The organism is Candidatus Angelobacter sp. (assembly GCA_035607015.1).
Classification (GTDB): domain Bacteria; phylum Verrucomicrobiota; class Verrucomicrobiia; order Limisphaerales; family AV2; genus AV2.
In genome coordinates this window covers 1-21437 of the sequence record DATNDF010000202.1, presented here as the reverse complement: position 1 = coordinate 21437, position 21437 = coordinate 1, and the positions used below count along the sequence as shown (strand labels likewise).

Below are 21437 nucleotides of genomic sequence, written 5' to 3'. Positions count from 1 at the left end.
CGCCTTGATGGCGACATCAGATTGAAATCGCCCGTCATTGGCGTCCGTGAAGTTGCCGACGGATGGGAAGTGACCTCATCGAATGACGGCGCTTCACACCTCGCGAAACATTCGGCGGTCGTTTTTGCCGGACCCGCCTGCAAGCTTCCGGAGATCCGGTTCACGACGGAGCATCATGTCCGTTGCGCCGCGCTCGCGCAGATTGACCATCCGCCCGTGTCCAGCCTCGTGCTCGGCTTTCGGCGCGAGGACGTGGCACATCCGCTCGATGGGTTCGGAATGCTTGTTCCGGAAGTGGAAGGATTCAAGATTCTGGGGACACTCTTTTCATCGACGCTCTTTCCCGGCCGCGCGCCCGCCGGACATGTAACACTAACGAGCTACATCGGCGGCACGCGCGCTCCAGCCCTGGCGGCGCTTGGCACGGACGAACTGGTTGAACTGACCCTCCGGGATCTACGCGCCATTTTGGGTGTCAACGGCAGCCCGACATTTGTCCACCGGGCCTTCTTCCGCCACTCCATCCCCCAATACGAGGTTGGGTACGGCCGTTTCAAAACGTTGATGAACGAAATCGAAACCCGTGCGCCCGGTTTTTTCCTCGCCGGTCATTATCGCGACGGCGTTTCGCTGGGTGACTCCATCGTTTCCGGTCACAACGTCGCGGGCCAAATCGAAAGTTTTCTTGCTTCGAAACCGGTCGGAACGCGCTCCCAACGCCACGATCACCCGATCCACGTCGCCGCATGAGCATTCCGGGAGTCTTGCTGGTCAACCTTGGTTCGCCCGATTCGCCTTCCGTCCGCGACGTGCGGCGGTATCTGCGCGAGTTTTTGATGGACGGACGCGTGCTGGACGCGCCATGGCCGGTACGCTTCGTAGTGGTTCACTTCGCAGTTCTGCCCTTCCGCCCAAAACAGTCCGCGGAAGCCTATCGATCCATCTGGCAGCCTGAAGGTTCGCCGTTGGTTGTCATGAGCGAGCACGTACGGAGCGAGTTGCAGCGGCGGGTGAACATTCCGGTGGAGCTCGCGATGCGTTATCAGAAGCCGTCCATCGAAAGCGCGATTGCAAAACTTGTTGACCAGGGAGTTGACGAATTTTTCCTCATCCCGTTGTTTCCTCATTACGCCATGTCAAGCTACGAGACGGCGGTGGAAGCAGTCAAACGACAGGTCCGTCGGCAGGCACCACATGCGGCTTTGCAAGTAAAGCCACCCTACTACAACCAGCCCGAATACATCGAGGCTCTGGTTGCCAGCGCATCGGACCATCTCGGTCGGAATTACGACCATTTGCTTTTCAGTTTTCACGGACTGCCGGAGCGGCATCTGCGGAAGGCGGACACGACCGGTTGTCATTGTCTGGCGAAAGAAAACTGCTGCTGGACGCCCGGCCCGGCACATGCCACCTGCTATCGGGCGCAGTGCTATCGCACTGTCGAGGCGTTTGTGACCAGGGCGGGAGTCACCCGGTATTCGGTCGCGTTTCAGTCCCGCCTCGGCAAAGACCCATGGCTTCGTCCCTACACCGACCACGAACTCGTTCGCCTCGCGCGGGATGGCGTCCGCAAACTGCTGGTCATTTGTCCGGCCTTTGTCTCCGATTGCCTGGAAACGCTCGAAGAAATCGGCATGCGAGGTCGGGAGACTTTTATGGATGCGGGTGGCGGCGAGTTCACGCTCATCCCCTGTCTGAATGATCACCCGGTCTGGATTGACGCGCTGGAGGGCATGGTTGCGGACGCATTCGCCGGGTCCCGCCGGAACGTTGCCCTGCATGTCTCTGATGAACTGACAGGCAGAGAATAAGCCCGCCAGCCTTTGACCCGCCGTAACGTCTGGAACCACGCCAGCTTCAACTCTTCACGAATTCGTGCTCCTGTTCACGCACCACCAGCACCGGGCACGGCGCGAGGCGCACCACATTTTCGGCGACGCTCCCCATGAAGACATGTTTCAAACCGGTGCGGCCGTGCGTCGAAATCACAATGAGGTCGCTCTCCAGTTTTTTGGCGGCGTCAACGATCTCGATCACCTCGAGACCGCTCCGAACCAGACACACGAAGGCGACCTGCCCTTGTATCTCCGCGGCGGCGAGTTTGGCCAGTCCCTCTTCGGCGCTCTTCCGCAGGTCGGCCTCGATGAGCGGAAAGTCCATGGCACCGAATTCCGGCCCGGCCGCGTAATTGACATGCACGACGTGAAGCAACGCGATGGTGGCACCAAATTCTTTGGCCAGCGGAATCGCGTATTGCAGCGCCTTTCTGGAACAGGCCGAAAAATCAATCGGGACCAGAATCGTCCTGAGTTCGAAAGGACGAGGCGCCCCGTTGGTCGTTTCCGCCGCCTGTGACAGGCGCTCCGAGTCGCGCGGATTCATCTCGACGACGACACTGCCCGGTTTTTTCGAAGGTTTGATTTTCATAGCGTTTCCTTTCAGGCAGAAGATGGGCCGTGCCATCCGGAGTCGCGTTCCTTCTCGCGCACCACCAGCACCGGACACGGCGCGTGTCGCACCACCCGTTCCGCGGTGCTTCCCAGAAATGCGCGTTTCAATCCGCCGCGGCCATGTGTGGCGATGAGAATCAGGTCCGCGTCAACCGTGCGCGCGATTCTGGCGATCTCGTGAAACGGTTTGCCGATGCAAACCAGCGGACTCACGGGCGTCAGCGGTCCGACTTCCTTGCGCGCCAACATGACCAGTTTATGGTGCAGCTTGTTGGTTGTTTCGCGGTCGGACCCGGCCGGCGGCACGTTGCCGACATGGGTGACGAAAGACGCAGGCTCGACCACGTGAACGAGACAAAGCGACGCGTCGAACCGGTTCGCAAAGTCCACGGCGCACCTCAGCGCCCTGAGTGATGCCCGCGAAAAATCCGTCGGCACGAGAATCTTCCTTATCTGGATACGCGTTGCGGCGGACTGACGGACGGCATCGGCGCCCCGCCCCCGGGCCGGCGGTGACACGCCTCGTGTCGAGCGAAGCGGTTCCGCCAGTCGAGTTTTGAGTGTCGGTTTCATTTGCTGCTCCGGATGTCACGTTTCACTGCTGACAAGCACTGATACTCCGCTGTGCGGCATCACACCACGCGGTCGTTGCCAATGAGTTGACATTTCTTGCCGGCCCGATCGGGCGGATTTGTTCACAGGCGGATCCGATGTGCTGGCTCCGCGGCGAAGAACATGATTCGCCAAAAAATGCGCAAGGAAGAACAAAAGACGGTTAGTGCGCCCCGTCATCTCCTGTCATTTTTTCGCCACGGTGCCAATTGCGTTTGAAGATCAGAAAATGACTCGGGCCAGAGCCGGATGCTCGAACGCGGCGCCGGTCGCCTGCAAAGGTGACAAACGGCCTTGAGTGGAACGAACGGTGTTTTTTATTCAAATGAACATAAAATGGTCCATAAAGTTCGGCAGCTCCTTCATGATGGCTGCCTTGTTCGCGTCCGCCGCGCCTGGCCTCAACGCGGCTGAAAACGGTGCGGCGACTCCCAGGACGAATACCAAGCCAAACGACCCTTCCGTCGTGGGCGCGGAGGTCGCACTGGTCACTCACGCGCCCCACGTCCCGCCGCCGATCACGCGCAAGACACCGGCAAAGGTCATTGTCACTCTTGAGGTGAAGGAAGTGGTGCGCCGCCTGGCCGATGGCGTGGACTATATTTTCTGGACCTTTGGCGGCGAGGTGCCGGGGGGCTTCATCCGCATCCGCGAAGGCGACGAAGTCGAGTTTCATTTAAACAACCATCAGGAAAATAAAATGCCGCACAACATTGACCTGCACGCGGTCACCGGGCCAGGCGGCGGCGCCACGTCGTCGTTCACGGCGCCTGGGCACAGTTCGCAGTTTTCGTTCAAGGCGTTGAATCCCGGTCTGTACGTTTATCACTGCGCGACGGCGCCCGTCGGAATGCATGTGGGCAATGGAATGTACGGCCTGATTCTCGTTGAACCGAAGGAAGGTTTGCCGCCGGTGGACCACGAGTACTACGTGATGCAGGGCGAGTTTTACACGACCGGCAAATATGGCGATCCGGGTTTGCAGGGATTCGACATGGACAAGGCCATCGATGAAAGGCCGCCTTACGTCGTGTTTAACGGCGCCGTGGGTTCGCTGGTCGGCGACAAGGCGCTCACAGCGAAGGTCGGCGACCGGATCCGTCTGTTCGTGGGCAACGGCGGCCCGAATCTCACCTCATCATTCCACGTCATCGGCGAGATATTCGACACGGTTTATCCGGAAGCGGGCGCACAGCCGACCCACAACGTGCAAACCACCGTGATCCCTCCGGGTGGCGCGGCGATTGTGGACTTTCAGGTCCAGGTGCCGGGCACTTACATCCTCGTGGATCATGCGTTGTTTCGCGCTTTCAACAAAGGCGCGCTGGGCATGTTGAAGGTGGACGGCCCGCCGGATCTGCTTGTTTATTCCGGCAAGGAAGTGGACGCGGTTTACCTCGGCAAGGCCGCGGAAGCCGGGTCGGAAGCGGAAAAGAAAGTCACCGCGTTGAAGGCGCAGGTGGCCGAGGAGATCAAGAGCAATCCGAAAATCGCCGGACTGACCCGGGAAATTCAGGTCCAGAAAGGAAAGGCCGTTTACATGCAGACCTGCTTCGTGTGCCACCAGCCCGAAGGCCAGGGCGTTGCCGGTCAGATTCCGCCGTTGGCGAAGTCCGACTTCCTTTCAACCCTCACCAAGGAAGATTATATCCGCGGCGTCTTGCTGGGGCGAACCGGACAGATTGTCGTCAACGGTGCGACTTACAACGGCATCATGGTCCCGATGAACTACCTGAACGACGAAGACATCGCCAACGTGCTGACCTATGTCCGGGGCAATTGGGGCAACTCCGGTGACGCCGTTACCCCTCAGGAAGTCGCCAGAATCCGGCAGGAATCTCCCCCGCCGCCACAGAACAAATACGAATAAGTCCACGCTGATAAACCGGACTAAGCCCGAGCCATTCCGCCGAACCATGTTGAACCTCAAACATCGAGCCCGTGTTGTCCTGCCTCTGATATGCGCCAGCATCGTCGGGGCGGGCGCCGCCGAGACCCCGCGCGGCATGGCGCGGATTCCCGATGGCGTTTACCGACCGTTCTATCGCGCGTTAAACGACCCCGTCGAAGTCCCGGTCAGGGCGTTCTGCCTCGACGTCCTGCCGGTAACCAATGGCGATTTTCTCGAATTCGTCCGCGCCAATCCACGCTGGCGGAGGTCACAGGTGAAACGACTTTTCGCCGACGAATCGTATCTCAAAGATTGGGCCGGAGACCTCTCGCTCGGGACAAATGCGCCGGCAAACGTGCCGGCCACTTTCGTCTCATGGTTCGCCGCCAAAGCGTACGCACAGTGGAAAGGCAAACGCCTGCCGACAGTCGCCGAATGGGAGTACGCCGCCTCCGCGAGTCCCACACGGCCCGACGGCGAGAATGACTCTGAATTCACGCGCCGGGTCCTCGAATGGTACTCCACGCCGACGGCGACGCTTCCTCCGGTTGGCGGGGGTCGCCCAAATGTCTGGGGCATCCACGATCTGCACGGGCTGGTCTGGGAATGGGCCGCTGACTTCAACACCGCGATGGCCACGGGCGACGCACGCGGCGACACCAGCCCGGACGGCCAGCTCTTTTGCGGTGCGGGAGCACAGGACGCGACCAACCTCAAAAATTATCCGGCCTTCATGCGTTACGGTTTTCGGAGCAGCCTGAAAGCGGAGTATTGCGTTCACAACCTCGGCTTCCGCTGCGCAAAAGATTTATGAAAACGCGTTCACCGCTTGTTCTTCTGGTTGCGCTTCAACTCTTCGCCACGGCGGCTATTGGCAGCGCAGAACCTCGCGTGAACGGCGCGGGGTGCGCCTGTTGCGCAAAAAGTAAAGCGCCCGGCGAATTCACCGACAGATCGTTGTATCAGGTCGGCTCGGTGTGGACCGATGATGCGGCCAGGCCGGTGAGACTCGGCTCCCTCAAGGGCCGGCCCCAGATCATCACAATGTTCTTCGCCAACTGCCAGTACGCCTGCCCCGTGTTGGTGCACGATATGAAACGAATCGAGCAGGCCTTGCCAGAAAACGTCCGCACGAATGTCGGATTCGTGCTGGTTTCGTTCGACTCGAAGCGCGACACCGTGGACGCGTTGCGCGACTACCGGACGCGAAACGATCTGAACATGAATCGCTGGACGCTGCTGCGCGGAGAACCGGATGACGTGCTGGAACTTGCCGCGCTGCTGGGAGTGAATTTCAAACAAGGCGCCGACGGCCAGTTTGCCCACTCGAACATCATCACGCTTCTCAATGCCGACGGCGAGATCGTTCACCGACAAATCGGCTTGAATGGCGATGCGAGTCAAACAGTCAGGATCATCACACAACTTTTGGGACGTCCCGGCGCCACTCCGTGACCCGTTCGGTGTTTCGACAACCGAGTGTCGCCGCGAAGTCCTCGCCAGCCCAACGGAATAGAATCGTCCAATGGTGTTTTGAGGTTTTGGAACAGGCAGAATCCGATCCGCCAGCGCGTTTTGCGTGACTCCGTGCGCAACCTCATGACGTACCTGGTCGCGCTCAACGCAGTGAGTCGGCGATGCGGCACGTAGCCGAAGAGGCCGGTTTCATACCCGGAGACCACGCGCCAGACCTGGACGATTCGCTTTTCACCCAGGCCAGAAACTCCCTCGCGTGAAGCGCCGTAGAGGCGTCGGAAACTCCCCATCGTATTGCAGGAACACGACGTGCCGGTGCAGATGCACATCCACCGCGAGTTTGAGCGCGCGTCAGAGACAGAAAGTGATTTAGCTGTTGCGGGCGCGCAACCGTCGTTGTAGAGAAGCGTTCGTTATGTTGCCCGGGAGCAGACAGTCTGCGACACTTTTGCGGCTGCTGTCCGCCCTCATGTTTGCCGACCGAGGACAAAATCAAAATCGTGGTGAGCGCCGAATAAGCAGCCTGGAAGGACTCGACTGTCCGGCGCGAAGTCGTCTGCATTGCAAGTGGGTTGTGACAGTGCTGATTATCCTGTCCACAGGCGGCCCGATCCTCGCGGCTCAAACCTTCTACGTTGCCACCAATGGTGTTGACACGAATCCTGGCTCGCCGGCACAGCCGGTTCGCGAGATCCGGGCGGCGCTCGATCTCGTCGCGCCCGGCGACACGATCCTGGTGGCCGACGGCAACTACCTCGGCTTTGACGTGGACACCCAGGTTGGCGCGTCAAACGCCCCCGTCACCATTCGCGCGTCTGGCACTAACGCGAACATTCTGGTCACGACCGACCGCAGCGACAATCGCGACACCATTCACATCATTGACTCGGCTTACCTTGTCGTCGACGGCCTGCGGTCGTTCAATGCCAACCGGGCCGCGCTTCGCGTCGAGAGCGGACATCACATCACGGTGCGGAATTGCGTCTTTGGCAACAACGCGACGTGGGGCCTGTTCACGGATTTTTCCGACGATCTCCTGATCGAAAACAACGAATGTTACGGGAGTGTCACCCAGCACGGCATCTATGTGTCGAACAGTGGTGATCGCCCGACGCTGCGCGGCAACCGTTGCCACGACAACGCGGAGGCCGGTATCCAGTTGAACGCGGACGTGAACATCCAGCCCGGAGACGGCATCATCAGCGGCGCACTCCTGGAGAACAACGTGATCTACAATAACGGCGCGCTGGGCGGCGGCGCGTTCAACTTCGACGGCGTGCAGGATTCAATCGTCCGCAACAACCTGCTTTTCAACAACCACGCCTCGGGCATCATCTTCTTTCAGATCGACGGCGCCGAAGGTCCGCGCGGCAATCTGGTTTATCACAACACCATCGACATGCCGACAGACGGCCGGTGGGACCTGAACTTCCTTCAGACGACGGGAACCAACGTCGTCCGCAACAACGTCCTGCTCACCCGCCACGCGTTTCGTGGCGGATTGCGTTTCGGCGACACCAACGACGTGGCCAACACGGACAGCGATTACAACATCCTGACGCGAATCACGCCGGATGATAACGCAATCCTTACCCTTGCCGAGTGGCAGGCCCAGGGGCATGAGTTGCACTCGATCACCGGCGCCTTCACAAACCTCTTTGTGGACGCAACGGCCGGGAACTATCACCTGCTCGGCAACGCGCCGGCGGTGAATTTCGCGGAACCGCTGGCCGCGGTTAATGCGGATTTGGAGGGCAACGTCCGGCCTTCCGGCAACGGTCCGGACACCGGTTGCTACGAACTCTCGCCGTTCACTTTGAAAATCTTTTCCGTGAACACCCGTCAATATCAGCTCCGACTCAGCGGCGGCGCGGGGCGGACCTACCGGTTGGATTCCTCCGCCTCACTGTCGAACTGGACTCCAACGGCCACGTTGATCCAAAGCAATCGTCCTCTCGAATACATTGAGGACGGTCTGCCATCCGGCGCCCGCTTTTACCGCGGGAGCTACTTGCCATAGCGCCGGAGACCGGACGGGTCCAGACCGGTCCTGAGATGAATGATTGTCCGGACGGAAGGGTCAAAACGCGGTGCCCGCCGGGCGTGAAAACGGACTGGCAGCTTTGAGGTCGTTCGGGCAGATTACCGCCACGTCTGACCAATGTCCCATATCAAATGATATTTATGCGCCCAATCATGCAACTGAATCGCCGACTCCTCGCGCTTTCCATCCTGACTGCAATCGCGGCACTGGCGCCGGCTTCCGCACTGGCCGGTTTCAAACGGACCAACCAGCCGAATCCGCAGGACCCGATGGCGGTGCAGATTTACCGGTTGGACAACGGCCTGACGGTGTATCTTACAGAGAACCATGATACACCGCGCTTCGAGGCGCAGATCGCCGTCCGCGCCGGCAGCAAACAGGACCCGGCGGAGTCCACCGGCCTGGCGCACTATCTCGAACACATGCTGTTCAAAGGCACGACCCAGTTGGGGACATTGAATTACGAGCAGGAGAAACCGCATCTCGACCGCATCACGGAACTTTACGAAAAGCATTTTCACGAAACCGATCCGGAAAAACGCAAGGCCATTTACGCCGAGATCAACAAGGAATCACAACTGGCCGCGCAATATGAAATCCCGAACGAGATGGACAAGCTTTACAAGGCGATGGGCGAACAGGGCCTCAACGCCCACACCTGGCACGAGGAAACCGTCTATCAGGTGAATCTTCCGCGCAATCGCCTGGAACAATGGGCCGTCATCGAGTCAGAACGTTTCCAGCATCCGGTCTTCCGTTTGTTCCAGCCGGAACTGGAGATTGTCTATGAGGAGAAAAACCAGACACTCGACAACAAGGGGGCGGTCATCCAGTTCGCGGTGAACAAGCTGTTGTTTAAACACCATCCCTACGGCCAGCAAACGACGATCGGCGAGGTGGAGCACCTCAAGAATCCTTCGTTAAAAAACATGTACGCTTTTTATGAGAAAAACTACGTGCCGGGCAACATGGCCATCGTAATTTCGGGCGACATCAACGCGCGTCGGACGATCAGGCTGATCGACAGGTATTTTTCCGTGTGGCAGGCGAAGCCGGTGCCAACGACGAGACAATGGGACGAGAAGCCGCTGCAGGGCGCCGAGCGCGTCACCGTAAAATACAAAGGCGAGGAATACGCGTTGCTTGCCTTCCGCCTGCCGGGCCGGAACGATCCCGATGCCGAAGTGCTGCGGTTGATTGACATGATCCTCAGCAACGCGAGCGCGGGACTGATTGACCTGAACCTCAATCAACAGCAGAAGGTGCGCAACGCCGGGTCCAGCCCCGAACTCGACAACGATTATGGCGCGGAATACCTCTTTGGAATTCCGAAGAAGGGTCAATCGCTCAAGGAGGTCGAAGACCTGTTGCTGCAGCAGGTCGAGCACATCAAAAAGGGCGAGTTCGAGGACTGGATCATTCCTGCCATCATCACCGACTTCAAAAAACAGCGCAAAGCGTCACTGGAGTCGGATTACAGCCGGGTGACGCTGATGCGGGATTCGTTTCTCGCGTTCCAGGACTGGGACCACACCATCGGCGAAATAGGGCGGATGGAAAAACTGACCAAGGCGGACGTCGTCCGCGCGGCGAACAAATACTTCAGCGGCGGTTATGTGGCAGGCTATCGCCTGGACGAACAGCAGGTGGTGCCGAAGATCGAGAAGCCGAAGATCGACAAGATTGACATCGACTCGGCGCGCCAGTCGGAATTCTTCAAAAAGGTGGCCGCGATGAAGGTGAAGGAAATCGAGCCGGTCTGGGTCAGGCCGGGCAGGGATTATCGGAAGGTGGACGAAGAGGAAGGCGTGAAACTTTACTACGTCAAAAATCCGCTGAACGACCTTTTTGCGCTGACCATCTCGGTGGACATCGGCACGCGCCATGACAACCGGCTCGAGGCCGCCGCCGAATTCCTCGACAAATCCGGCACGAAACGGTTTACGGCGGAGAAGTTGAAGAAAGAATGGTACAAGCTGGGCACCGAATTCTCACTTGTCGCGGGCAACAACGAAACCGGCATCAACATTTCCGGCCTCGATGAAAACTTCGCGGCCTCCTGGGGTTTGTTGATGGAACTGATGACCGGACCGACCGCCGACTCCGAAACGCTGGAGGAATTGAAGAAGATCATCCTTGTGCAGCGCGAGGATGCCAAAAAAGACTTCCGCACCATCACGAGCGCGCTGGCCGGTTACAATCGGTATGGCGCAGACTCCCCGTTCATGCGCGCGTTGCCGAACGAGAAGATCAGCGCGCTGACGATGGAAGAACTCCACGGGTTGATCAAAAGTCTGCTGACGTACCGGCACGTCATCACCTACACCGGATCACTGCCGATCGACAGGGTCGAGGCCATCCTCAAAAAACACCCGGCGGCTTCGGAACCGGCCAAGCCGGCCCCTCCGTACAGGTTTCTCAAGGCCGCGGCGCCTGATGAAAGCCGGATTTTTCTCTTTGACAAGGAAATGGCGCAGTCCCAGGTGCGCATCGAGTTTGGCGACGGCGACTACAACGAGGCGATTGTTCCCACGGTCCAGTTGTTCAACGATTACTTTTCCGGCGGCATGTCGGGAATCGTGTTTCAGGAGCTGCGGGAGGCGCGCGCGCTGGCGTATTCGGCGGGCGCCGTCTATTCCAATGGCGGTCGCAAGGGCGAGCAAAACCTGATGACCGGCGGCATTGGCTGCCAGGCGGACAAGACGACCGAAGCCGTGGGCGCCTTCCTGGATCTGTTCGAGCATCTGCCGACCTCACCCGAGCGCTTCAAGGAAACCCGCGACTCTGTCATCAGCCGTTATCGCACGGGCAAGATCGGCTTTCGCGAAATCCTGGGCGCGGTGCGTTCGTGGGAACGGTTGGAAGTGCCGATCGATCCACGCAAGGAGCGTTTTGCGAAGATTCAACAACTGGGACTCGACCAGGTCGTCCAGTTCCAAAAACAGCATCTCAAAGGCCGGCCCAAGCTAATCTCCATCGTCGGCGACAAGAAGAAATTCGACCTCGAACAACTCAGGAAAAACGGCGACATTACCGAGCTTGGACTGAAGGACATTTTTGCTTTCTGACGATGGGACTCCCTCGCGGGCGGCCACGGCATTTCCTGTTGGCGAAAACTGCGCGGATCGTTACCTTCCCCGCAAAATCATCACGCAAACATTCCGTTTTATGAAAACGTCGCGCTTCGCCATTTTCGCAATCCTCGTGCTTGCCTCCTCCGCCAGCATCGTGCGGGCGCAAATGCCGGCCGGAGGCCCGCCGGGTTGGAACGCCGCGTTGACCCGGCTCTTTGGCGACGTCAAGGCATTCAGTGCGCGGACTGATGTCCGCCAACTCGACAAGGCCGGCAAGGAAATGGCCGCGTTGACGATGGACTTCGCCTTGCTCGAGGGCGACATACGGGTCGAATTCGACCTCGCTCACGTGAAGGGGGGACAAATCTCGCCCGCCGCCGTCGCGCAAATGAAACAGCTCGGCATGGATCGCACCGTCGCAATCCTTCAGCCCACGACGCGGGTCATGCGGGTAATCTACCCTCGTCTGGAAGCGTACGTGGACATGCCGCTGCCCGAGGACGCCGCGGCGACGGACAAGAACTTCAAAATCGAAAAAGTGAAGCTGGGAAACGAAAAAATAGACGGCCATTCCTGCGTGAAGCACAGGGTGATCATGACCGATGGCCGGGGTGGAAAGGCGGAGGCGCTGGTGTGGAACGCGACCGATTTGAAGGATTTTCCCATCCAGATGCAGATGAACGAAAACGAATCCACCGTCGTGATGCGCTATAAGCAAATCCAGCTGGCCAGACCGGAGGCGCGGCAATTTCAACCCCCCACCGGCTACAAAAAGCACGCCGATGTGCAGCAACTGATGATGGCGGCAGCACAAAGGCAGATGAGCGGCCAGCGCGGAAAGAAATAAAAGAGGCCGGAGGTTCGCGGAATGCGGCGGCGGAGCGGGCGACAACGTGCCGCAGTAATCCGCATATTGGCTTGCAAAAAAAAGCGGGCATCTTACGATGCCCGCTAACCCAAACAACCAAACGTTACCTCCTCTCCGCCGGAGGGACCGGCGGGCGGGGCCGGGTTTCATAACCCGGCCCCGACTTGTGAGTAACAACACTTCTCAGACGGGTTGAGTTTCAGAACTGTTCAAAAATTTTCTCCGACGTTGGTTTAATGGTTGGAACCGCGCGAATGTTCGTCGATCATCACCTCCCAGACGCCTTATGCGCGTGGTCAATCTAAATCCCGCCCCGGACATCGGCGCCAGCGCCTGGTTTGTTGAAATCGAAGGTCATCGCCTGCTCATGGACGCGGGCACGCACCCGAAGCGCGAGGGCCGCGAAAGCCTGCCTCTCTACCGGCTCATCCAAAAGGAGGACCTCGACGCCATCGCCGTCACTCATTGTCATCATGACCACGTCGGCTCGCTGCCGGTCGCGCTCCGTCATTTCCCGAGGGCGCACGCCTTGATGACCGAGTTGAGCTACTTTCTCATCGAGCGCGTGCTGCACAATTCGGTAAACGTGATGACCCGCCAGCGCGACGAACTCGGCATCAAGGAATACCCGCTCTTTTCGCATGATGAGGTGGACGAAATCGCCGCCCTGTTTCAGGGCTTCCGTTACAACCGCGAAATTGAATGGGCCTCCTGCCAGAAAACGAGAGCCGGATTCCCTGCCCCGACGCTCGAATTTTACGACGCCGGCCACGCGCTCGGTTCCGCCGGAATCATGGTGCGCGGACAAAAGGAAACCCTTTTTTACACCGGTGACGTTTGTTTCGGCGACCAGACCCTCCTGCGCGGCGCGCGCTTTGCCGACGTGAAGGCTGATGTGCTCATCATGGAAACCACCCGTGGCAATCGCGGAGTGCCGCCCGGCTTTTCACGGGAAACCGAAATCGAGCGTTTTACGGCCGCTTTGCACGACGTTCTCAAACGCAAGGGCTGCGTGCTGATTCCCACTTTTGCGCTCGGTCGAACGCAGGAAATCCTCGCGCTGCTCGCCCTGCTCATGAAGGCCGGCAGGTTGCGGCAGCAGCCCATCTATATCGGCGGCCTGGGCCGAGTGTTCACGGAGATTTACGACCTCGAAGCGCACCGGGCCCATCGCAACCACAGCAACCTCAAACTGACCGAAGCGCTCAACCTCGCTGTGCTCGAACCCGGCCAGGTGCACAAAATGAAGCTCTCCGGCGGACGCATCTTCGTCCTCACTGCCGGCATGATGAGCGAGCACACCGCCGCGCACGACCTCGCCGCCCGCATGATCGGTGACGAGCGCCAGGCCATCTTCTTCGTCGGTTACGCGGACCCGGACACGCCCGGTGGACGACTCAAGGCGGCGAAGGCCGGCGACACCTTCGTGTTCAGCGCGAGCGCGGGTGAGGTCACCCGACGTTGCCGCGTCGAGGACTTCGACCTCACCGCTCACGCGAACCGCGACGAACTGCTCGACTTTGTCGGCCAGGCTTCGCCCCGCGCCGTCCTGCTTGGCCACGGCGAAGAAGACTCGCGCAACTGGTTCGAGCAACAAATTCGTGGCCGTTGGCCGAAGATCAAGGTCGTTCAACCCGGTCCGGGAAAGAGCGTGGAAGTCTGACCCGGTTGGACAAAAGCCGTCCGGGTCCGGGAATAAAGTCACTTTGTTTCTTTGTCTCTTCAAGCCGCGGTGGCTAAGAAGGAAGCGTGCAGGCGACCTTCCTTCTTGGCCCCGCCGGCAGCGGCAAGACGCATCGCTGCCTGGCGGAGATCCGCTCCGAACTGCTGAAATCTCCGGAGGGCCTGCCGTTGGTGCTGCTTGCGCCCAAACAGGCGACGTTTCAACTCGAGCGGCAGTTGTTGGCAGAAGGAGCGCTGGCCGGCTACACGCGGTTGCATATCCTGTCTTTTGATCGTTTCGCCGAATTCATCCTAGAAAAGCTTGAAAAGCCCCCACCAAAGCTATTATCCGAAGAAGGCCGCGTGATGGTGTTGCGCGCGTTGCTCGCGCGAAAACAGAAGGAGTTGAAGGTGTTTCGGGCCACCGCCCGGCTGCCCGGGTTCGCTCAACAACTCAGCCTGCTCCTGCGCGAATTGCAGCGGCACGGGCAGTCGCCGGAAAAACTGTTCAAGCTGGCCGACCGCGGCAACCTGCGCCCCCAACTCGGCGACAAATTGCACGATCTCGCGCTGCTGTTGCGCGCTTACCTCGATTGGCTCAAGGACCGCCGGTTGCAGGACATCAATTGCCTGCTCGATCTCGCGGCGACCGCGCTGCATACAAAATCGCCAGCCGGGCAAACCCGGCCCGCCGCCCGCTTTCGAGCTCTGTGGCTCGATGGTTTCGCGGAAATGACCCCGCAGGAACTGGATTTTCTGGCCGCGTTGGCGCCTCGTTGCGAACGGTCCACGCTGGCGTTCTGTCTGGACCGCGAGCCACCGCGGGATTTGTCGTGGCTTTCAACCTGGTCGGTCGTCGGACAGACCTTCCGGAATTGTTATCAACGATTGTCATCGCTGCCGGATTACACGGTCGGGGTCGAGTTGGTGAAACGCACGGCCGGCCGCGGCCGGTTCGCGGGCAACGCCGTTCTGGCGCATCTTGAAGAACACTGGGCAACGCCGGGGCCGCTTGAAAACGGGCCCGCCGCCTGTTCGAATTTACGCGAGACGCTGCGCGTCGCCATTTGTCCGGGTCCGGAGGCCGAGGCGACACTCGCCGCGCGCGAGATACTGAGACACGTCCGCGGCGGCGGACGTTATCGGGACTGCGCCTTGTTGTTGCGAAGCCTGGAGGGCTATCACGATGTCTTGCAGCGCGTGTTTCGCCGTTACGAAATCCCGTTCTTTCTCGACCGGCGCGAGCCGGTGGCGCACCACCCGCTCGCCGAGTTGACGCGCCACGCCCTGCGCACCGTTGCCTTCGGCTGGGCGCACGATGACTGGTTCGGCGCCCTGAAGACCGGCCTTGGTGATGTTCGCGAAGATGATCTCGACGAACTCGAAAACGAAGCGCTGGCGCGCGGATGGCAGGGGGCCGCCTGGAAGCAGCCGTGGCAAACCGCCAATCATGAACCGCTCGAGGACCGTCTGGAACATTTGCGCCAGACCCTTGTGCCGCCGTTCCAACGGCTGGAGAAGCGGTTAACACCTGAAACGCCCGGCCGAAAAAGCGCAGCGACGGGCACCGAGCTGGCCGATGCGTTGCGCGACTTCTGGAGCGAGCTCGGGGTTGAGCAAACAATGGAAAAATGGGGTGCGACAAACCCGGACCCATCGGCGACTGTCAGCCGGCGATCAGCAATCCACACGACCGTCTGGCAGGAAATGCAATCGTGGCTCGACAACTTGACACTGGCGTTTGCCGACGAACCGCTGCCGTTGCGCGATTGGCTGCCGATTCTTGAAGCCGGTCTCGCAAATCTGACCGTTGGAGTGATTCCACCCGCGCTGGACGAAGTCTTGATCGGCGCAGTGGACCGTTCGCGCAACCCGGATCTGCAGCTTGCCATTGTGGCCGGGTTGAATGAATCCGTCTTTCCGGCGGCACCAATCGTCGCCAGTTTGCTGACTGAAGGCGATCGTGGAGAACTCGAAACGGAAGGAGTCGCGCTGGGTGCGAGCAAGCACGCTCAACTCGGCCACGAGCGTTACTACGGCTACATCGCCTGCACGCGCGCACGGCGGCGGCTCGTGCTCACGTCCGCAATGCGCGACGTTAATGATCGCGCGTTGAACCCGTCGCCATTCCTGGCCCGCTTGAAACGCATTTTCCCTTCGCTCGAAACCGAAACATATTCACCGGCGCAGGGCTGGCTGGACCGCGAACACGCCTGTGAAATGATCGCGCCACTGCTGCGCGCCCGGATTACCGGTGCCGGACGCCGCGATACGGGCTGGACGGCTCTCGCCTCTTCGCCAGCCCTTGCGCCGAAGGGCGAACAACTGCAGGCGCTGGCCACATACGCTCCGGACGATTCCATTTCTGTGTCGCTTGCAACCCAGTTGTACGGCGCCGTGTTACGGACCTCGGCGAGCGCGCTCGAGCAATTCGCGGCCTGCCCGTTCAAATTCTTTGTTCATTCCGCCCTGCGCGCCGAAGAACGGCGTCGGTTCGAAGTGGACGCGCGCGAACGCGGCAGTTTTCAGCACGAGGTGCTCAAACAATTCCACAACAGTTTGCGCGACGAAGGCCGGCAGTGGCGTGAGCTGACGCCCGCGCAGGCCCGCGAGCGAATCGGGCAAATCGCCGGCCGGGTCGCCGCCGGATTTGGCGAGGGGCTGTTTCAGGCCAGCGATCAAAATGCCTTTGAGGCGAGAAGCCTCACGAGCGCGTTGCAGGATTTCATCGAGACTGCCATCGAGTGGATGGAGCAATACGGCCTCGACCCGTATGCGGTCGAGGTTTCGTTTGGCGACCACGACGACCCGCTGCCGGCCTGGGAGATTGAGATCGGTCGCGACCAGCGGATGGCCTTCCGTGGCAAAATCGACCGCGTTGATCTGGCCGTGATTCCGGCGAGTGACGAAGCACTTTGCGTGGTGATGGATTACAAATCCGGCGCGAAAAAGATCGATGCTCTGCTCCTCGAGCACGGCATCCAGATTCAACTGCCCGCGTATCTTGCCGCGCTTCGGGAAATCGGCGGTGGCAGCCCGGTCTTCGGCGTGGCGAGGCTCGTCCCGGCCGGTATTTTCTATCTAAACCTGCGGGGCAGTTACAAACCGGGTGCCAGTCGGAGCGACGTTCTGGAGAGTGGCCGCGATGACCGTCGCCAGGCCTATCGCCATTTCGGCCGGTTCAGTCTGCGGGCGTTGCCGGTGCTGGACCGTCGTTACCAAGAGGGTGGAAGCGGGCAATTCAACTACCGACTGACGAAAGAAGGACAGCCGTACAAGGGCCCGGCGGAACTGTTGGACGAGACCGAATTCAGTGCGCTGCTCGATCGCACGAAATGTTTGATGCGCGGGATGGGGCGGCGCATTTTTGCCGGCGAGGCGAAGGTGGATCCCTATCGCAACGGCGGTGAGGTTGCGTGCGACTTTTGCGATTGTCGCGCCATCTGTCGTATCGATCCGTGGACGCACCGGTTCCGCGTGCTGCGGAGGTCTCCGTCGGAAACGAACGAAAAATGACTTCGTTCACCCAAAGTCAACGGCACGCTGTCGAAGCAGACGGCAACGTGTTGGTAGTCGCGGGAGCGGGCACGGGCAAGACACGGACATTGGTGGAACGATGCCTCGCCCGGGTCTGCGACGCGACGAAACCGGTGTCGATAGAGAACATCCTGATGGTGACATTCACGGAGGCCGCCGCTACCGAGATCCGGAAGCGGCTTCGGGATGAGTTGGAAAGGAGAGCCGGGGCGGATCCGGGGAACGCGCGCCTGACCGAACAACTCGCGCTGGTCGATACGGCGCACATCGCGACGTTGCACGGATTCTGTCTGCAACTGATCCGCGAACATTTTCACGAGCTTGAACTCGACCCACAAATCACGGTGCTCGCGCAGGAACAGGCCCGTTTGCTGGCCCGCGAAACGCTCGACCGCCTGCTGCAAAAACATTATGCGGGCGGCACACCCGTCGCCGCGGCGGTGCAACAGCTCATCCTCGAACAAGGACGCGGCTGGGATCAGCCGGTTCGCGAACTGGTGATGCGGGTTCACGACTACACCCAAACTTTGCGGAATCCGGACGCGTGGTTTACCGGCCAATTGGCGCTGCTCGATCAACCGTGTCTGGAATTGTGGACGCGCTGGCTGCTGGAGGGATTTCGCGGGTGGCGTGAATTGTGGCTCCCCGTTTTGCGAAACCAGGCCTCCGAAAATTCGAATGCGCACCGGTGCGCTGGTTATCTGGCGGATCTGCCGGACGACCCGTCGCGCGCGCAAATCGCCGTGGCACTGGCTCAAATACTCGAAGCGGACAGGGAATGGCCGGCCAGAAGGAAGGGCGCTTTCCGGGGCCCGATCGAAAAGCTTTTTGACGACGCGGCCTTTCTGCATTCTTTGACGGGGATCGGCGACGGCGTTGACCCGCTGGCGCAGGACTGGGAATGGGTCCGTCCCCAAATGACCGCGCTGCTGCGACTCGCGCAGGAATTCACCGGAGAGTTTGCGCGCGCCCGGCGCGAACTCGGGGCCGTGGATTTTCATGACCTCGAACAGTTCGCATTGCGGCTGCTCTGGGACCGCGCAACGGACCGGCCAAAAGACGCGGCGCGGTACAGGCGCGAACGACTGAAGCTGGTATTTGTGGACGAATACCAGGACATCAATGATGCGCAGGACACGATCCTGCGCGCCCTTGGGCGTGAAGGCGCGGATGCCAACCGATTTCTGGTCGGTGATGTGAAGCAGAGCATCTACCGATTTCGTCTCGCGGACCCGCGAATTTTTCAGAGATACGCGGGTCGGTGGAGCAAGAACCGGGGTGAAGGCCGTGTCCTCGCGCTGTCGGACAATTTTCGCAGCCATGAGTCCATTTTGACATTCGTCAACGCGCTCTTCGGGGCGCTGATGCGCGAAGCGGTCGGCGGAGTGGAATACGACGAACGGCAGCGGTTGAAATTCGGAGACGCCGCGGAACGCGCGGGCCGGCAGGCTCATCCCGGCTCGCCGTGCGTGGAATTGCATTTGCGCCTGACCGGCGGCGTCGAAGAAAGCAATCAGGACGATCCGGACGACTTTACCAACGCGGAGCACGAAGCGCGATTGGTGGCGGCGCGCTTGTGCGAGCTGCGGGAGCAACGGTTTGAAATCTGGGACCGAGACGTGAATCGGTTCCGTCCGGCACAGTGGAGCGACATGGCTATTCTGCTGCGGTCACCGCGCAACAAAGCGGAAAGTTACGCCAGGGCGTTCGAAGAGCTGGGCGTGCCGCTGGCGGCGGCGCACGGCTCTTTCTGGGAGAACCTTGAGATCACCGACCTGTTGAGCCTGTTGCAGACGCTCGACAACCCGATGCAGGATCTCCCGTTGCTCGCGGTGCTGCGTTCGCCGTTCGTCGGCCTGACGCTTGATGAGATTATCGCTGTCCGGCTGGTGCAACGTCGGGGCTATTTCTGGACGGCTCTGAACAAGTTTCGGACCAACGGATGCGGCGACTCGCGGAACGCAGCCCAGATGAAGATAGAATTGTTCCTGCGCCGTTTTGCCGGCTGGAGGCGGCTGGCACGACAATCGGCCTTGTCGCAGTGCCTGGAGATCATTCTTGAAGAAACTTCTTACGAAGCTTGGCTGACGGTGCAGCCGCGCGGCGTGCAGCGTCTCGGCAACGTTCAACGCCTTCTGGCCATGTCACGGCGATTCGACCAGTTCCAGCGGCAGGGATTGTTCCGTTTTTTGAAATTCATCGGGGCGCAGCGCGACGCGGACGTGGAGATGGAATCGACGCCGGCCGCCGCGGAAAACGCCGTCCGGTTGATGAGCATCCATCAGAGCAAAGGACTGGAGTTCCCGATTGTCGTGGTGGCGGACCTTGGAAAGCGATTCAACCTCGACGACCTTAAAGAGCGCATGATTCTGGACGAGGAGTATGGCCTCTGTCCGAAGGTCAAGGCTCCATTGTCGGCCCGGGTGTACCCGAGCCTGCCTTTCTGGCTGGCGGCAAGGCGGCAGAAGCGCGAAACCCTGGGCGAAGAATTGCGGTTGCTCTACGTGGCGCTGACCCGCGCCTGCGACAGGCTGATTCTGGCCGGCACAGCGCCAAAAAAATCAGTTGCCGGGAAATGGCCGGCCAACAACGCCGGCGAAATTACGGCACTTCAAATCCTGGGGGCGAACAATTATCTCGACTGGCTTGGCCGCTGGCTGCCCGGTGCGACCGGCCACTGTGATTGGACAGTCAGCGGCCAAAATCCGCTCCTGTCATGGGTGATTTACACAGAAGACAACCCGCGTCTGATTGACAAGCGACCCGGTGCAGGCCAGCCAACGGAGGCTCCGGCCTTGATCGAACCGATCGATGCCGCCGGAGTGGAGTCGCTTCTATACAAACTGAAATGGCGTTATCCGTTTGACGCCGCCGCGACGGAACCGGCGAAAACCTCGGTGTCCGCATTGAGGAGGCGATTTCCCGAAGAGACCGATGACGAGGCCGCGCCGTTGTTTCGGGTCTCAGGTTCCGTGTTTCAAGCTCCTCGCCGCGACCGCGCCGCCGCAAGTCTCTCGGCGGCGGAAGTCGGCAACGCGCATCATTTGTTTCTACAGCTGGCGCCTTTGGACGGCATGGACAATTTGCGGGAATTGACGAAGGAAGCGGAACGGCTGCGTCAAATGGGAGCATTGTCAGACGCAGAAATCGCGGCGTTGGACTTTGAGGGCTTGTTCGAGTTTTGGCGGTCGGATTTGGGCCGCAAAATTCGCGGGCAGAATCCGCGACATGTTCACCGTGAACTGCCGTTCACGGCGCGAATGTCGCTCTCGGATTTATCGGGAGCCGGCCTGGCGGTGAATGCCGGACTCCCGGAGGATGAGTTCGTGGTTGTGCAAGGTTATGTTGACCTGGCCGTGATCCTGCCGGATGAAATCTGGCTCGTGGATTTCAAAACGGACGAGGTTGGTGGGAGCGAATTACCCGCGAAAACCGAGACACACAAACCACAGTTGAAACTCTACGCGCTCGCCTTGAACCGGATTTATCGACGCCCCGTCACTGAATCCTGGCTGCACTTTTTATCGCCCCGGAAATCCGTGGCGGTCTAGCTCGTGCGCCACAATTCTTCCTGGTCCGGATCGGGCGGTTCGCCTTGAACGAACTCCTCATTCGGCTTTGCGGACGAAGGGCCGGACCCGGGCGTTTCTTCCTCTAGCACGACCGGGGATTTAAACCCGGCTTGCAGCTGCGATTGAGCCTCGGGTGCGATCGCCTCCTCGAAGGACGGAGCCGCGGCATTTTCGGATGACTCAGCGGTGGCGGGACCAGTCGGCTGCAGCGTGACCAGCGCCGGACGCACCAACTGGCCCTGGAAACTGTA

The 21437-nt window shown here is 60.1% G+C and carries 14 protein-coding genes; 11 read left to right on the top strand and 3 right to left on the bottom strand.

The genetic code is table 11. The annotated features are described in order from the left end of the window. Both hemG and hemH read left to right on the top strand, forming a co-directional pair. The coding region (gene hemG, locus VN887_08295) for a protoporphyrinogen oxidase (GenBank protein ID HXT40008.1) at positions 1-750 on the top strand (750 nt) is incomplete at its 5' end. Then, positions 747-1811 (top strand): ferrochelatase, encoded by a 1065-nt coding sequence (hemH, locus tag VN887_08290; protein ID HXT40007.1) that lies wholly within the window; start codon positions 747-749, stop codon positions 1809-1811. The genes hemG and hemH, both read left to right, overlap by 4 nt. A gap of 46 nt (positions 1812-1857) precedes the next feature. Here hemH and VN887_08285 read toward each other — a convergent pair whose 3' ends face one another. Next, positions 1858-2427: a universal stress protein gene (locus VN887_08285; GenBank protein ID HXT40006.1), complete on the bottom strand. Its 570-nt coding sequence runs from the start codon at positions 2425-2427 to the stop codon at positions 1858-1860. A gap of 11 nt (positions 2428-2438) precedes the next feature. Beyond that, a complete protein-coding gene (locus VN887_08280; protein ID HXT40005.1) occupies positions 2439-3023 on the bottom strand; it encodes a universal stress protein in 585 nt (194 codons plus the stop codon). Positions 3024-3387: 364 nt separating this feature from the next. Between VN887_08280 and nirK the strand changes: the two genes are divergently transcribed. The 9 genes from nirK (at position 3388) to VN887_08235 (ending at position 21165) form a co-directional block, all read left to right on the top strand. Beyond that, positions 3388-4932, top strand: coding sequence for a copper-containing nitrite reductase (nirK, locus tag VN887_08275; GenBank protein HXT40004.1), 1545 nt, complete (start codon positions 3388-3390; stop codon positions 4930-4932). Positions 4933-4978: 46 nt separating this feature from the next. Beyond that, positions 4979-5767 (top strand): formylglycine-generating enzyme family protein, encoded by a 789-nt coding sequence (locus tag VN887_08270; GenBank protein HXT40003.1) that lies wholly within the window; start codon positions 4979-4981, stop codon positions 5765-5767. After that, on the top strand, positions 5764-6408 hold the full coding sequence (locus VN887_08265) for an SCO family protein (GenBank protein ID HXT40002.1): 645 nt from the start codon (positions 5764-5766) through the stop codon (positions 6406-6408). The genes VN887_08270 and VN887_08265 overlap by 4 nt, the downstream gene beginning before the upstream one ends. Before the next feature lie 595 nt (positions 6409-7003). Then, positions 7004-8449 carry a right-handed parallel beta-helix repeat-containing protein gene (locus tag VN887_08260; protein HXT40001.1) on the top strand — a complete coding sequence of 482 codons (1446 nt, stop codon included), beginning with the start codon at positions 7004-7006 and terminating at the stop codon, positions 8447-8449. A gap of 176 nt (positions 8450-8625) precedes the next feature. Then, positions 8626-11541 (top strand): insulinase family protein, encoded by a 2916-nt coding sequence (locus VN887_08255; GenBank protein HXT40000.1) that lies wholly within the window; start codon positions 8626-8628, stop codon positions 11539-11541. 100 nt (positions 11542-11641) lie between these two features. Beyond that, positions 11642-12394, top strand: a complete 753-nt coding sequence (locus VN887_08250) for a hypothetical protein (protein HXT39999.1) — start codon at positions 11642-11644, stop codon at positions 12392-12394. Positions 12395-12701: 307 nt separating this feature from the next. Then, positions 12702-14078, top strand: coding sequence for an MBL fold metallo-hydrolase (locus VN887_08245; GenBank protein HXT39998.1), 1377 nt, complete (start codon positions 12702-12704; stop codon positions 14076-14078). A gap of 86 nt (positions 14079-14164) precedes the next feature. Next, on the top strand, positions 14165-17593 hold the full coding sequence (locus VN887_08240) for a PD-(D/E)XK nuclease family protein (protein HXT39997.1): 3429 nt from the start codon (positions 14165-14167) through the stop codon (positions 17591-17593). Next, the gene (locus VN887_08235; protein HXT39996.1) at positions 17590-21165 is read left to right on the top strand and encodes a UvrD-helicase domain-containing protein; all 3576 of its coding nucleotides are present in this window, start codon (positions 17590-17592) and stop codon (positions 21163-21165) included. The genes VN887_08240 and VN887_08235 overlap by 4 nt, the downstream gene beginning before the upstream one ends. On the opposite strand, the gene VN887_08230 is transcribed toward VN887_08235, so the two are convergent. Beyond that, a partial coding sequence (locus tag VN887_08230; protein ID HXT39995.1) for a hypothetical protein occupies positions 21162-21437 on the bottom strand: 276 nt, incomplete at its 5' end. The genes VN887_08235 and VN887_08230 overlap by 4 nt on opposite strands.